The following is a 14,114-nucleotide window of genomic DNA, read 5'->3' as shown; positions in this document are numbered from 1 at the left end:
TCCGGACGGGCGCCGCGCGACGGTCTATGCGGCCACGCGGATCACGTTGCGGAGTGCTCCGATGCCGTCGATGGTCGTCGTGAGCACGTCGCCGTCGCGCAGCCATCGCGGATCCGGCATGCCGAGCGCGACGCCGCCCGGAGTGCCCGTGAGCACGAGGTCTCCCGGGCGCAGCACCGTGAACTGCGAGACGTAGGCGAGAAGATCGGCGGCGTCGAACACGAGGTCGGCGGTGTCCCCCTCCTGCATCACCTGGTCGTTCACCGCGCAGCGGATGCGCAGTCCGTCGCGCGGATCGAGTTCGTCGGCGGTCACCACCCACGGGCCGATCGGCGTCGTCGCGTCGAAAGCCTTGCCCTGGAGCCACTGGAGCGTGCGCTGCTGCCAGTCGCGGAGCGACACGTCGTTCGCCACGGTGTACCCGAGGATCGCCGACCGCGCGGTCTCGGAGTCCGCCCGCCGGATCTCGGCGCCCACGACGACAGCCAGCTCGGCTTCCCAGTCGAGCTTCGGCGCGCCCCGCACGGCGATGTCGTCGGTCGGGCCCGTGAGGGTGTCGGCGAACTTGGCGAAGAGCGTCGGGAACTCCGGCACCGCGCGGCCGGTCTCGAGGATGTGCTCGCGGTAGTTGAGACCGCAGCAGAGGATCTTCCCGGGGCGCGGCACCGGGTTCTCGAACGCGTCGGGCGCGATCTCGGTGCGCGCCGGATGCCGCAGCGCGGCTTCCGCCCGGGTGCGCCAGCGCGGCGAGGAGGCCAGCGTCTGCGCATCCGCCTCGTCGAGCACGACCCAGCCCGCGTCATCGCCGACGGCTGCGTGCGTGCCGTCCGGGCGGCGCACCGTGGCGAGCCTCACCGCTCCTGCCCGATGCCGATGTGCGCGACGCCCTGGATCTCGATGAGCGCCTCGGGCTGCCAGAGCCGCGTGACCCCGATCCCGGCCATGGCCGGGTACTCGGTGCCCGCGAGCTCGCGCCAGCGTCGACCGATCTCGCGGCCGTTGCGCTGGTAGTCGACGACGTCGGTGAGGTAGATCGTCACGTCGACGAGGTCGGAGGGGCTGCCTCCGGCCGCCGTGAGCGTGGTCAGGACGTTCGAGAACGCCTGCACGAACTGCTCGACGATTCCTCCGGGGACGATGCGCCCCTCGGCGTCCATCGCGGTCTGTCCACCCAGGTAGACGAACTCTCCCGCACGGACGCCGTGCGCGAATCCGCTCGGGGCCACCAGGGACTCGGGGTTGATGATCTGCCGCGTCATGGACGGGCCTCCTTCTCGTGTGTCAGCGTGTGTCGGCATGGGTCCGCGGGGAGTCAGCGCGCGAGGGCGTCGACCGCGGGGACGGGGTCGTATGCGCCGCGCGCCGCGGTCGAGGGGTCGGGCGTGCGCGGCGTCCATCGCCGGCGCGCGACCGTCTGCTCGTCGTGATCCGCGTCGCGGACGAGCGCCAGCCGCGGCCGGACCGCGTCGGTACGGGAGCTCGGGGGCTTGCGGGACCCCGCCCGGAACTGCGGGACCCAGTCGGCGCCGGGTCCGCGGTAGCCCTGATCCGCCGCCGCGTGCAGCGTCCACTGCGGGTCCCACAGATGCGTGCGCCCGAGTGCCACGAGGTCCGCCCGACCGGCGAGGAGGATCGAGTTGACGTCGTCGTGACTCGAGATCGCGCCGACAGCGATGACGCTCACGCCCGCCGCCGCGGCCACCCGGTTCCGGATGGCGTCGGCGAACGGCGTCTGATAGCTGCGGCCGAAGCGGGGACGCTCGTGTGCGGCGATCTGTCCGGACGAGACGTCGATGGCATCGGCACCGTGCTCGATGAAGGCGCGGGCGATCTCGACCGCGTCGTCGACCGTGTTGCCCTCCTCGATCCAGTCCTCCGCCGACAGCCGCACCGTCAGCGGCCGATCGGCCGGCCAGACCGCGCGCATCGCGTCGAACACCTCGAGCGGAAAGCGCAGCCGGTTCTCCCTCGACCCGCCGTACTCGTCCGTGCGGTGGTTCGACACCGGAGAGAGGAACGACGACAGCAGGTACCCGTGCGCGGCGTGGAGTTCGGCGAGGTCGAAGCCCGCATCCGCCGCACGTCGTGTCGCGGCCACGAACTCCTCCCGCACCGCGGTCATCGTCGCCCGATCGACCTCGCGCGGCGTACGGCTCGCAGGACCGTAGGGCAGCGCCGACGGGGCGATCGTCGTCCAGTTGCCCTGCTCGAGCGGCTCGTCGATCCCCTCCCACATGCGCTTGGTCGAGCCCTTGCGTCCGGAGTGGCCGATCTGCACACCCAGCTTCGCCGTCGAGTGGCGGTGCACGTGCGACACGATCCGCGCCCAGGCGTCGCGCTGCTCGTCGGTGTAGAGACCTGCGCAGCCGGGGGTGATGCGCCCCTCCCCCGAGACGCAGACCATCTCGGTCATGACGAGGCCGGCGCCGCCCATGGCCTTGGATCCCAGATGGACGAGGTGGAAGTCGCCGGGCACGCCCTCGACGGACGAGTACATGTCCATGGGCGACACGACCACACGGTTCTTGAGCTCGAGGCGACCGATGCGATGAGGACGGAACATCGCCGGCTCGTCGGCGTCGCGCGCGGCGAGCGGCGCCCCGCGCACGATCTCCGCGGCGAAGACCGGGTCGCGGAGCGCGAGGTTGTCGAGCGTGATGCGCCGGCTGCGGGTGAGCAGGTTGAAGGAGAACTGCAGCGGGTCCTGGTCCGCGTACTGACCGATCTGCTCGAACCACTCCAGCGACGCCTGGGCGGCGCGCTGCGTGGAGGCGACGACCGGTCGGCGCTCCGCCTCGTACGCGTCCAGCGCAGCGTCGAGCTCGGCATGCTCGTGCAGGCAGGCGGCGAGCGCGAGGGCGTCCTCCATCGCGAGCTTCGTCCCCGAGCCGATCGAGAAATGGGCGGTGTGCGCCGCGTCTCCGAGGATCACGAGGTTCTCGTGGTGCCAGTGCTCGTTGCGCACGGTCGTGAACGTGAGCCACTTGGAGTTGTTGGTGAGCACGTCGTGGCCCTCGAGGACATCGGCGAACAGCTCTCTGATCCTCCCCACCGAGTACTCGTCGCTGACACCGGGCGGGAACACCTCCTCCTCCGTCGCATCGAGCCCGGCGGCGCGCCAGACGTCCTCGTGCATCTCGATGAGGAAGGTGCTGCGCTGGTCCGAGTAGGGGTAGCCGTGCAGCTGCATGATCCCGTGCGGAGTGTGCAGGACGGCGAACGTGAACGCCTCGAAGACGCGGTCGGTGCCCAGCCACATGTACTTCGAGGCGCGGCGGTCGAGGTCGGGGACGAAGCTGTCGGCGAAGCGTCCGCGCACCTGGGAGTTCACCCCGTCGGCGGCGAGCACGAGGTCGTACTCCGCCATCAGCTCCGACGCGTCGGGGGCGGGGGTGCGGAACAGGACGGTCACGCCGAGCTCGATGCAGCGCTCCTGCAGCAGCTGCAGCAGCTCCTTGCGCCCCATCGCGGCGAAGCCCTGGCCTCCGATCGTGTGCGTCGCTCCCCCGAACGCGACGTCGATGTCCGTCCAGCGCGCGAACTGCTCGCCCATGCGCTGCGCGATCACGGGGTCGGCGTTCTCGATGCCGCCCAGCGTCTCGTCGCTGAACACGACGCCGAAGCCGAAGGTGTCGTCGGGGGCGTTGCGCTCCCACACCGCGATCTCGTGGGTGGGATCGAGCTGCTTCATGAGGGCGGCGAAGTAGAGGCCTCCCGGCCCTCCGCCGATGACGGCTACGCGCATGTCAGGCTCCTTGTGTCTCTGGTATCGCGGCGGCCGCGGCGGCCGCTCTCTCGCGGAGTATGAAGTGCTGCACCTTGCCGCTGGGATTGCGGGGCAGCTCGGTGAGGTAGTCGACGCGGCGCGGGCATTTGTAGACGGCGAGACGCGACTTCACGTGGTCGAGGATGTCGGCGGTGAGCTCGGGCGATCCCTCGACCCCGTCGCGCAGCACGACGAAGGCCGCGACGATCATTCCCCGGTCGTCGTCCGGGCAGCCGACCACGGCGCACTCGAGGACGTCGGGGTGGCCGAGCACGGCCTCCTCGACCTCGGGGGCTCCGACGTTGTACCCGGCCGTCACGATCATCGAGTCGTTGCGCGCCTGGAAGGTCAGATATCCGTCGTCGTCCTGCACGAACGTGTCGCCGGTGATGTTCCAGCCGTTCTGCACGTAGACGGTCTGCCGGTCGTCGTCGAGGTAACGGCATCCGGTCGGTCCGACCACGCCCAGGCGGCCCGGCTCCCCGGGAGCGACCGGGCGGCCGTCGTCGTCGAACACGGCGACGCGGTACCCGGGCACCGCACGGCCCGTCGCGCCGGGGCGGATGTCGTCTCCCGACGCCGACACGAACACGTGCAGCATCTCCGTCGAGCCGATCCCGTTGATCAGGCGGAGCCCGCTCGCGGCCTCGACGGCCTCGAACGTCGAGACGGTCAGATGCTCGCCGGCGGCGATGCCGATGCGCAGGCGCCGCAGCTCTCCGGCCAGGCCCTCCTTGATGACGCTGCGATAGCCGGTGGGGGCGGTGTACAGCACCGTGATGCCGAGCGGCTCGATGAGCTTCGCGAGCTCGACGGGTGTCGCGCGCTCGACCAGGACCATCGCACCGCCGGTGCGCAGCGGGAACACGACGTTGCCACCGAGGCCGAAGGTGAACGCGAGCGGCGCGGTGCTCGCGCTGACGTCGTCGGAGGTGAGGTGCAGCACATGGCGCGCGAAGGTGTCGGCGTTCGCGAGGATGTCGCGATGGAAGTGCATCGTGATCTTCGGGACGCCGGTCGTGCCGCTGGTCGCGCCGAGGAGGGCGACGTCGTCGGCCGCCGTCTCGACGGCGTCGAAGCGGCCGGACTTGCGTGCGCACGCCGACACCAGCTCGTCGCCGTCCCCGCCGGCGATCAGCACGGCGGGCGGCTCCGCGAGCGGCGCGAAGGCGCTCTCCGCATCGACGAGTCCGCGATGGTCGACGACGGCGACGGCGGGTCGCACGCGTTCAGCGATGGGACGCAGCTCCTGCTCGCGCCATGCCACCATCGTCGTCACGACGACCATGCCTGCCCGCAGCGCGCCGAGCCAGCAGGCGACGGTCCACGGCCCGTTCAGCATCCGCAGCAGGACCCGATTCCCCGGCACGAGGCCGTGGTCCTCCGTGAGCACCTGCGCGAACTGATCGGCTCGGCGCCGCAGCTCGCCGTAGCTCCAGGAGGAGCCGTCGGCGAGCAGGATCGCCGGACGTCGGTCGCCGTGTCGATCGATCGTGCGGTCGAGCAGCTCGACCGCGGCGTTGAGGCGCTCGGGATACCGGACGTCGGGGATGGTGAACTCGAGCATCGGCCACAGATGCGCCGGCGGCAGCGAGTCCCTCGCGAACGTGTCGACGTGCGCGGACGGGGAGAGCGTCATTGCTGGTCCCTTCGATTGCGGGTGGATGGATTCAGGACGGACGACCCGGGCGGATCATCCCCTCCTGTGCGACGCTCGCGACGAGGCGTCCGTCGCGGGTGAGGAAGCGGCCCAGGCCGAGCCCGCGCCCGTCGGAGATGCCGGCGCTCTCCTGGACGTAGAGGAGCCAGTCGTCGGCACGCGCGTGCGAGTGGAACCACATCGCGTGGTCGAGGCTGGCGGTGACGAGACCCTCCGTGCGCCAGGGCAGGCCGAGCACGCGGAGCACCGGCTCCAGGATCGTGTAGTCGCACACGTACGCGATCGCGAGCCGGTGCGAGCGCGGGTCGTCGTCGAGCCGGTCGAACGCGCGCACCCACACCGCCTGATGCGGCGAGCGCTCGCCCTCGACCTCCACGTACACGGGTCCCGGCACGTGCCGCATGTCGAAGCTGCGTCCGGCCGACCAGTACTCGACGTCCGGTCCGGACTGCCCCGCGAGTGCCTCCGCGGACGACCGCAGCTCCTCCGGGGCGGTGACCTCGGGCATCGCAGGGCCGTGCTCGGGGAAGTCCTCGGGGACGTGGAAGGATGCCGTCGCCAGCACAGCGAGCCGGCCGTGCTGATGTCCTCGCACGTGCCTGGTCGAGAAGCCCCGGCCGTCGCGGATGCGCTCGACCTCGTAGTGCACGGGCTCCGCCGTGTCCACGCCGCGCACGAACGTGGTGTGCAGCGAGTGCAGGCTGCGGTCGTCGTCGACGGTGCGCATCGCCGCCGCGGCGCTCTGCGCCACGAGGTCCCCGCCGTAGGCCTTGGGCCACGGAACGGGCTGCGGCTGTGCCTCGAAGGCGCGGTCCGAGAGGGTCGTCGCCACCTCGGTGAGCGCGAGCGCGTGCCGGAACGGCGCCGAGGTCGTCATACGCGGCGGAAGCCGTCGAGCGTGGCGTCGTCGACGTCGTCGAGGTTGACGACGATGTTGTCCGGAGTCCGGGTCGTGAGCCAGACGAGCTCCTCGGTGACGGACATGTTCGCCTCGACATGCGGCATGAAGGGCGGCACGAAGACCCAGTCCCCTGCCGTCATGTCGAGGTGCTCGCGATAGCCCTCGCCGAAGTAGATGCGCGCCGCGCCCCGAAGGACGTACCCGCCCGTCTCGGCCTCGCCGTGGTGGTGCGGCAGCGATCGATAGCCCGGATCGTTCGACACCTGACCGAACCAGATCCTCGTCGCGTCGGTGTGCTGCGGTCCGACGCCGGAGACGCGGATGCATCCCCCCGACGACATGGTCTGGGTGTCCTCCTCGCCGGTGCGGGTCACCTGCGGCACCCGGTCCCAGCGCAGTTCGTGCTCGGTCATGACAGCTCCTTCGCTCCGTGTCGAAGAAGTGTCACATACATGACGGTCGTCACACAAGTGCGACAGCGATATGCCGCGTCAGCTCAGGACGGCGGTCGCGAACCTCTCCGCCGCCGGCGCGAGATTCGCGTGCAGCTCGTCGAAGAGGCGGCCGGCTTCGACGCCCGCCCAGTGCTCGGGAAGCAGGTCGAGGGGGATGCCGGGGTCGAGGTACACCAGACGTCGCCACTGCGTGATCGCCCTCACGTAGGCGGCGAAGGCGCTGCGCTCGTCGGTCTCCCCCGCGGTCCCCGCGAAGGCGTCGATGAAACCGCGGTAGAGCGGCTCCATCTCCGCGAGATCCCACCAGCCGCGCACCGCGTCCTCCAGCGGCTCGGCCGAGACGCGCGAGCCGAGGAACAGCTCGACGTAGCCGTCGAGCTCGGCCCGCCGCAGGGCGGTGCGGGTCTCGTCGGCGATGAGTCCGGGGGCGATCCAGAGCCCTCCGCTGACCTGACCGAATCCGAGGCGCTGCAGGAGCCGGCGCAGCTGATGCCGCAGCGGGCGCTCGCTCTCGGGAACGCTGAACGAGGCGAGCAGCCACGGGTCGTCGCGCCCGGCCCGCCGCGATTCGAAGATGCGCTCGTCGCCGGCGGCGAACACGGCCTCCAGCGACGACGACAGACGATACGCGCCGCCGCCCTCGCTCACGAGGATCCCCCGCTGCTTCAAGCGCGACACGGAGGAGCGGACCACTCCCACCTCGACTCCGAGCGCGGCCATCATCTCGATGAGATCGGCGATGCGGATCTCGCCGCCGTGGGCGCGCACGTACCGGCCGAAGATCGTCACGATGAGGTGCTGGGGTCTGACCCCGGCCTCCGGCGTCAACTCGTCGGCATCCACCGATTCCCCGTCCCTGCTCATGTCGACTCAGCGTAGCGGCGGATCGGGAAAGAACCCGGGTTCTTGACGGCATCCGACCCCTCATCCGCCGTGCCCATCCGAGTACGCTCGTAGTCGTGACCGAACGCGCCCCTCTCTCCCGCAAGCTGTCCGCCATCGCCGAGTCGGCGACCCTCAAGGTCGACGCCAAGGCCAAGGCCCTCAAGGCCGAAGGCAAGGACGTCATCTCGTACGCCGCCGGCGAGCCCGACTTCGCCACGCCGCAGTTAATCGTGGACGCGGCGGCCGAGGCCCTCGCCGACCCGGCCAGCTACCGGTACACACCCGCTCCCGGGCTGCCGGCGCTGCGCGAGGCCATCGCCGCGAAGACGCTGCGCGACTCGGGCCTCGAGGTCTCGCCCTCGCAGGTCATCGTGACGAACGGCGGCAAGCAGTCGGTGTACCAGGCCTTCCAGGCGGTCGTGAACCCCGGCGACGAGGTCCTGCTGCCCGCGCCGTACTGGACCACCTACCCCGAGGCCATCCGCCTCGCCGACGGCACGCCCGTCGAGGTGTTCGCCGGAGCGGACCAGGACTACAAGGTCACCGTCGAGCAGCTCGAGGCCGCGCGCACCGAGCGCACCACCGTGCTCGTGTTCGTGTCCCCCTCCAACCCCACCGGATCGGTGTACACCGCGGAGGAGACGACCGCGATCGGCCAGTGGGCGCTGGAGCACGGCATCTGGGTCGTCTCGGACGAGATCTACCAGAACCTCACCTACGAGGGAGCCACGGCCACCTCGATCGTCCAGGCCGTCCCCGAGGTCGCCGGCCAGACGATCCTCGTCAACGGCGTCGCCAAGACCTACGCCATGACCGGATGGCGCGTCGGCTGGATGGTCGGACCGGCGGATGCCATCAAGATCGCCGGCAACCTGCAGTCGCACCTGTCGAGCAACGTCAACAACGTCGCCCAGAAGGCGGCGATCGCCGCTCTCAACGGCCCGCAGACCGAGGCCGAGCAGTTCCGCGAGGCGTTCGACCGCCGCCGCCGGCTGATCGTGTCTGAGCTGTCGAAGATCGACGGGCTCGTGGTCCCGAACCCGCTCGGCGCGTTCTACGTCTACCCTGACGTGCAGGGCCTCCTCGGTCGCACGTGGGGCGGGGTCACGCCGACCACGTCGCTGGAGCTGGCCGACCTGATCCTCGAGCAGGCCGAGGTCGCCGTCGTCCCGGGCGAGGCGTTCGGCCCGTCGGGCTACATCCGCATGTCGTACGCGCTCGGCGACGACCAGCTCCTCGAGGGCGTGCAGCGCCTGCAGCGGCTGTTCTCCGCCTGACGCACCCGACGAGGGTCACTCCTCGTCGTGGAACCCGATGAGCCAGCGGATGCCGTAGCGGTCGACGAGCGTGCCGTCGTAGTCGCCCCAGGGCCGCTTCTGCAGCGCGTCGATCACCCGGCCGCCGCGGGAGAGCCGATCGAACCAGCTGGTCAGCGTCGTGGCATCCGCTGTGCCGAGCAGCGACAGGAACATGCCGCTCATCTGCACGGCGTCGTCGTCGGCGCCCGCATCCGCTCCCGCGAGCTCGACGGGGCCCGAGAGCTGGCCGTGCGCGATGGCGTCGGCCGGTCCGTCGTGACGCCCGGCGTCCGCGTAGGCGAGCGTCTGCAGCTCGCCGCCGAACACCGAGCGGTAGTGCTCCAGCGCCTCGGCGGCGTTGCCCGGGAACAGCAGGTAGGGGATCGGTCCGCTCATCCCGCGAGTGTACGGGGAACCGGGGATCGCGCCTAGAGCTCGACGCCGAGGAGCACGGGCTCCGGCTGCAGCACGAGGCCGAACTCGGAGTGCACCCGGTTCTGGATGAAGCGGGCGAGCTCCGAGACCTCGGCCGCGGTCGCACCACCCCTGTTCGTGAGCGCGAGCGCATGCTTGGTCGAGACGGACGCCCGCGATCGCGGGAGGCGGAATCCCTTGCGGATCCCCGCCTGCTCGATGAGCCACGCCGCGCTCACCTTGACGTCGGGGGGCTCGATCCGCGCGGCGGGCACGAGTCCGTCGTACGACGCCAGCGGGATGACCGTGACCGCGTCGAGGTCCGGCGCGACGGGCCACCGCGGGCACTCGGGCGGCAGCGTGCGGGCCACCGCCTCGGTCACGATCGCATTCTGGAAGAAGGATCCGACGCCGTGGGTGTCGGGGTCGTCCTCGTCGAGGATCATGCCCTTCGAGGCCCGCGTCGCGAGGATGCGCTCGCGCACCCACGTCAGCGGGACCGGTGCGTCCGAGTCGAGGCCGAGAGCGCGGCGCAGCTGCTCGCCGCGGACCACGCGCTCCGTCGCGACCAGCAGGTCGACCGTGACCGAGAGGATCACGGCGCGGCGCTCGGACACGCTGCCGTAGTGGTGCTTCAGCACCGACGTGCGGAAGCCGAGCCCGAGCTCGGCCGCCGGCACGACCGACACCTCGGTCGCCCCCTCGTCGATGAGCGCGACCTCGACCAGGATCTCCTGGATCTCCTGTCCGTACGCGCCGATGTTCTGCACGGGCGATGCGCCGACGGTGCCGGGGATGCCGCTCATCGCCTCGAGCCCCGCGTATCCGCGCTCGACCGCGTAGGCGACGAGGTCGTCCCAGCCGTGACCCGCCTGGACCCGCAGCCGGATGCGGCCCTCATGCGGAGACGGGAGCTCCTCGATCCCGCGGGTCAGCACGCGGATGACGGTGCCGTCGAACGACTCGTCGCCGATGAAGACGTTCGAGCCGCCGCCGAGGACGAACCACTCCTCCCCGCGCGACCAGACGTCGGCGAGAGCCTCGAGGAGCTCCTCCGTCGTCGTCGCGTCGATCATGCGCGCCGGCGTCCCGCCCGTGCGGAGCGTCGTGAGCGTGGAGAGCCGCAGCGGCTCGATCTCGTGCACCACGGGGTCGCCCATCAGGCGGCGATGCGCAGCTGCGCCTTGACCAGCACGGTCGTCTCGCCGAAGGTGACCTTGAGGTCGATGCGCGTGGCGGTCTCGTCGACCGCGCCCACGGTCGCGATCACGTGCAGGTCGGCGCCGTCGACCGGGTCGACCACCACCGGCTTGGTGAAGCGCACCCCGTAGTCGAGGATCCGGGTTCCGGGCTCGAGCGCCGCGACCACCACGGACGAGGCGATGCCCATCGTGAGCATCCCGTGCGCGAGGACGCCGGGCAGGCCGACGGACGCCGCCACGTCGTCGCGGTAGTGGATCGGGTTGAAGTCGCCGGATGCCCCGGCGTAGCGCACGAGGGACTCGCGCGTGAGGTGGACGGTGCGCTCGGCGATCACGTCTCCGACGGTGAACGGCATCACTCGGCTCCTTCTTCGGCGCCCACCAGGAGCACGCTCGTCGCGGTCACGACGTGGTCGCCCGCGGCATCCGCGATCTCCGCCTCGCTCGTGATCATGGCGTTGCCGCCCATCATCCGGATGCCCGTGACCCGCAGCCGGCCGGTCAGCTCGTCGCCCGCGACGATCGGTCGCGTGTAGGCGAAGCGCTGCTCGGCGTGGATCGTGCGCGCGAGCACGATGCCGGAGTCCGGCTGAGACAGCAGCTGCTGCAGCGTGAGGTCCTGGATCACCATCGCGAAGGTGGGCGGCGCCACGACGTCGTCGAAGCCGGCGGCCCTGGCGGCCTCGACGTCGGTGTGCTGAGGGGCGTCGGCGAACACGGCGCGCGCGAACTCGCGCACCTTCTCTCGGCCGACGAGGTACGGGGACGTCGGCGGGAACTCCCGGCCGACCAGATCTTGGTTCACTGCCACCCCTCGATCCTACCGAGGCCTCCTGACAGTCCCGCCGGGGAAAAGGCGGTCAGCCCTTCTTCCGGCCCTTGATCGCCTTCATCGCCATCTGCACCGCGATGACCACGAGATATGCCGCGAACAGCATGTTGCCGGCGAGGGGGTCGATCAGCGTGGCGAGCCAGGCGCCGAGAGCCGTGGTGGTGCAGGCGGAGACGCCGACGAGCGCGGCGGCGACGAGGTCGACGTTGCGGTTGCGGAGATTGCCGATGGTGCCGGAGATGGCGGTGGGGATCATCATGAGCAGCGAGGTGCCCTTGGCGACGAGGTCGCTCGTGCCGAACGCGAGCATCAGGATCGGCACGACGATCACACCGCCTCCGACGCCGATGAGTCCGGCGAGGATGCCGGTGGCGATGCCGACCGCGACGAGCGCCAGACCGTTCAGCAGCTGCAGCTCGAATTCGGCGTCGCGCGACGGCACCACGAGGAAGAGGCTGACGATCACCACGAGGAGGAAGCCGACGAAGAACCATCGGAGCACGGTCTGCGAGATCCGCGGCAGCAGTCGGGTGCCGATCTGCGCGCCGACCACCGCGCCCGCCGCCAGGATGAGCGCGGGAATCCACGCCACCGCGCCGTTGATCGCGTAGGACACGACGCCGACGGTCGCCGTCGGGACGATCGCCGCCAGGGACGTGCCGGCCCCCAGCCGCTGGTTGAAGTGCAGGAACAGGACCAGCAGGGGGACGATCACCGTACCGCCGCCCACGCCGAAGAGCCCGGAGAGGAGGCCGGCGACGAGGCCGATTCCGATGAACGACGTGTAGGCGCGAGGCCCTCTGCTCAGGGTCTCTGCATCACTCACCGGATCAGCCTACTCCCGCTCCTCCGCCCGACCTGCCCCGGAGCGACCTGAGGTCGCTCTGGCTGGGCTGCAGGCGCCTTGCGGAGCTGCTCCTCGGCCATCGGCCCTCAGGATCATGCCCACCACCAGCGGCGCGACCGCCTCTGGGACCCAGTGCCCCGCTGTGCGACACTGGATCGCATCATCGGCATGGTGACTACCCGGATCGAAGGAAATCTCATGGTGCGCAGTTCCTTTCCCGACGTCGAGATCCCCGCGGTCTCGATCCACGACTTCCTGTTCGGCGACGTCGACGAGGAGCGCCTCGACGCCGTCGCACTCATCGACGGGACCACCGGCGCGACGACCACCTACCGGCAGCTGATCGGACAGGTCGACCTCTTCGCCGGCGCTCTGGCCGCCCGAGGAGTCGAGGTCGGGACGCGCGTCGGGGTGCTGTGTCCGAACGTCCCGGCATTCGCGACGGTCTTCCACGGCATCCTGCGCGCGGGGGCCACCGCGACGACCATCAACTCGCTCTACACCCCCGAGGAGATCGCGAACCAGCTGACGGATGCCGGTGCGACCTGGCTCATCACGGTGTCGCCGCTCCTCACCGGGGCGAAGGCCGCTGCCGCATCGGTGGGCCTCGCCGACGATCACGTCATCGTGCTCGACGGCGCAGACGGGCATCCGTCACTGCCGCAGCTCCTCGGCGAGGGGCATCCGGCTCCGGACGTCACGTTCGACCCCGCGACGCACCTCGCGGTGCTGCCCTACTCCTCGGGCACGACCGGGCGTCCGAAGGGCGTGATGCTCACCCATCGCAATCTCATCGCCAACGTGAGCCAGTGCCGTTCCACGATCTCGCTCCGCGACGACGACCGCGTGCTCGCCGTGCTGCCGTTCTTCCACATCTACGGGATGACGGTGCTGCTGAACTTCGCGCTGCGTCAGCGCGCGGCCCTCGTGACGATGCCCCGGTTCGACCTGACCGAGTTCCTGCGCGTCGTGCAGGAGCACCGCACCAGCTGGGTGTTCATCGCCCCGCCGATCGCGGTGGCTCTGGCGAAGCATCCGCTCGTCGACGAGTACGACACGTCGGCCGTGAAGGTCGTGTTCTCCGGAGCCGCCCCCCTCGACGGCGCGCTGGCGACCGCGGTGGCGACACGCCTCGACTGCACGGTGTGCCAGGGGTACGGGATGACCGAGACGAGCCCGGTCACGCACGCCATCCCCTACGACCGCGACGACATCGACCGGTCGTCGGTCGGACTTCTGCTCGCGAACACCGAGGCGCGCCTCGTCGGGGAGGACGGCACGGACGTCGCGGTGCCCGCCGAGGGCGCGAGCGCGCCCGGGGAGATCCTGATCCGCGGACCGCAGGTCATGGCGGGATACCTCGGCCGTCCCGAAGCGACGGCGGAGATGCTGGACGCCGACGGATGGCTGCACACCGGCGACGTCGCGACCGTCACGCACGACGGGGTCTTCCGCATCGTCGACCGCCTCAAGGAGCTCATCAAGTACAAGGGTTACCAGGTGGCGCCCGCCGTGCTCGAGGCGGTGCTGCTCGAGCATCCGTCGATCGCCGACGCCGCCGTGATCGGGGTCCCGGACGATGACGGGCAGGAGGTCCCCCAGGCGTTCGTCGTCGTCCAGGAGGGAGCCGACCTCGACGCCGACGCCGTGATGGACCACGTCGCCGCGCACGTCGCGCCGCACGAGAAGGTCCGCCGGGTCGAGTTCATCGACGCGATCCCCAAGTCGGCGTCGGGGAAGATCCTCCGCAAAGACCTGAGGGCGCGCTGACGTCGGGCAGCGACGCCGCTCGTCCCGGGCACAACGAAGCCCGCCGGCCCTCTCGGGTCGGCGGGCTTCGTCGTGTGAAGCGAG

The 14,114-nt window shown here is 70.7% G+C and carries 14 protein-coding genes; 2 read left to right on the top strand and 12 right to left on the bottom strand.

The annotated features are described in order from the left end of the window. Window positions 1–24: 24 nt before the first annotated feature. The 7 genes from A4X16_RS12910 to A4X16_RS12880 form a co-directional block, all read right to left on the bottom strand. Window positions 25–855 (bottom strand): fumarylacetoacetate hydrolase family protein, encoded by an 831-nt coding sequence (locus tag A4X16_RS12910; protein WP_067121159.1) that lies wholly within the window; start codon window positions 853–855, stop codon window positions 25–27. Next, complete coding sequence (locus tag A4X16_RS12905; protein ID WP_067121157.1) at window positions 852–1,259, bottom strand: RidA family protein; 408 nt, start codon at window positions 1,257–1,259, stop codon at window positions 852–854. Before A4X16_RS12905 ends, A4X16_RS12910 begins: the two co-directional genes overlap by 4 nt. 53 nt (window positions 1,260–1,312) lie before the next feature. Further along, on the bottom strand, window positions 1,313–3,745 hold the full coding sequence (locus tag A4X16_RS12900; RefSeq protein ID WP_067121155.1) for a bifunctional salicylyl-CoA 5-hydroxylase/oxidoreductase: 2,433 nt from the start codon (window positions 3,743–3,745) through the stop codon (window positions 1,313–1,315). A gap of 1 nt (window position 3,746) precedes the next feature. Next, a complete protein-coding gene (locus A4X16_RS12895) occupies window positions 3,747–5,405 on the bottom strand; it encodes an AMP-binding protein (RefSeq protein WP_067121153.1) in 1,659 nt (552 codons plus the stop codon). A gap of 31 nt (window positions 5,406–5,436) precedes the next feature. After that, entirely contained in the window at window positions 5,437–6,303 is an 867-nt protein-coding gene (locus A4X16_RS12890) for an acyl-CoA thioesterase (RefSeq protein ID WP_067121151.1), read from the bottom strand. Further along, a complete protein-coding gene (locus tag A4X16_RS12885) occupies window positions 6,300–6,740 on the bottom strand; it encodes a cupin domain-containing protein (protein WP_067121149.1) in 441 nt (146 codons plus the stop codon). Before A4X16_RS12885 ends, A4X16_RS12890 begins: the two co-directional genes overlap by 4 nt. 78 nt (window positions 6,741–6,818) lie before the next feature. Beyond that, window positions 6,819–7,646 carry a PaaX family transcriptional regulator gene (locus A4X16_RS12880; protein WP_067121148.1) on the bottom strand — a complete coding sequence of 276 codons (828 nt, stop codon included), beginning with the start codon at window positions 7,644–7,646 and terminating at the stop codon, window positions 6,819–6,821. 95 nt (window positions 7,647–7,741) lie between these two features. Between A4X16_RS12880 and A4X16_RS12875 the strand changes: the two genes are divergently transcribed. Beyond that, window positions 7,742–8,944, top strand: a complete 1,203-nt coding sequence (locus tag A4X16_RS12875; protein ID WP_067121146.1) for a pyridoxal phosphate-dependent aminotransferase — start codon at window positions 7,742–7,744, stop codon at window positions 8,942–8,944. A gap of 15 nt (window positions 8,945–8,959) precedes the next feature. On the opposite strand, the gene A4X16_RS12870 is transcribed toward A4X16_RS12875, so the two are convergent. Genes A4X16_RS12870 through A4X16_RS12850 form a run of 5 tightly spaced genes read right to left on the bottom strand, consistent with a single transcriptional unit; the run spans window position 8,960 to window position 12,239 of the window. Then, window positions 8,960–9,361, bottom strand: a complete 402-nt coding sequence (locus tag A4X16_RS12870; protein ID WP_067121144.1) for a VOC family protein — start codon at window positions 9,359–9,361, stop codon at window positions 8,960–8,962. A gap of 32 nt (window positions 9,362–9,393) precedes the next feature. Further along, a complete protein-coding gene (locus A4X16_RS12865) occupies window positions 9,394–10,539 on the bottom strand; it encodes a UDP-N-acetylmuramate dehydrogenase (protein WP_442922913.1) in 1,146 nt (381 codons plus the stop codon). Continuing rightward, on the bottom strand, window positions 10,539–10,937 hold the full coding sequence (locus A4X16_RS12860) for a MaoC/PaaZ C-terminal domain-containing protein (protein WP_067121142.1): 399 nt from the start codon (window positions 10,935–10,937) through the stop codon (window positions 10,539–10,541). Before A4X16_RS12860 ends, A4X16_RS12865 begins: the two co-directional genes overlap by 1 nt. Then, entirely contained in the window at window positions 10,937–11,392 is a 456-nt protein-coding gene (locus A4X16_RS12855) for an FAS1-like dehydratase domain-containing protein (protein WP_067121141.1), read from the bottom strand. Before A4X16_RS12855 ends, A4X16_RS12860 begins: the two co-directional genes overlap by 1 nt. A 49-nt stretch (window positions 11,393–11,441) precedes the next feature. Beyond that, on the bottom strand, window positions 11,442–12,239 hold the full coding sequence (locus tag A4X16_RS12850) for a sulfite exporter TauE/SafE family protein (protein WP_067121139.1): 798 nt from the start codon (window positions 12,237–12,239) through the stop codon (window positions 11,442–11,444). A gap of 219 nt (window positions 12,240–12,458) precedes the next feature. Between A4X16_RS12850 and A4X16_RS12845 the strand changes: the two genes are divergently transcribed. Continuing rightward, window positions 12,459–14,030 carry an AMP-binding protein gene (locus tag A4X16_RS12845; protein ID WP_067121137.1) on the top strand — a complete coding sequence of 524 codons (1,572 nt, stop codon included), beginning with the start codon at window positions 12,459–12,461 and terminating at the stop codon, window positions 14,028–14,030. The last annotated feature ends 84 nt before the right edge of the window (window positions 14,031–14,114 follow it).

This window comes from Microbacterium sp. H83 (assembly GCF_001650405.1).
In the GTDB taxonomy this organism is placed as follows: Bacteria; Actinomycetota; Actinomycetes; order Actinomycetales; family Microbacteriaceae; genus Microbacterium.
Note: the sequence above shows the minus strand (reverse complement) of the source record. Positions and strands in the feature narration are given on the sequence as shown.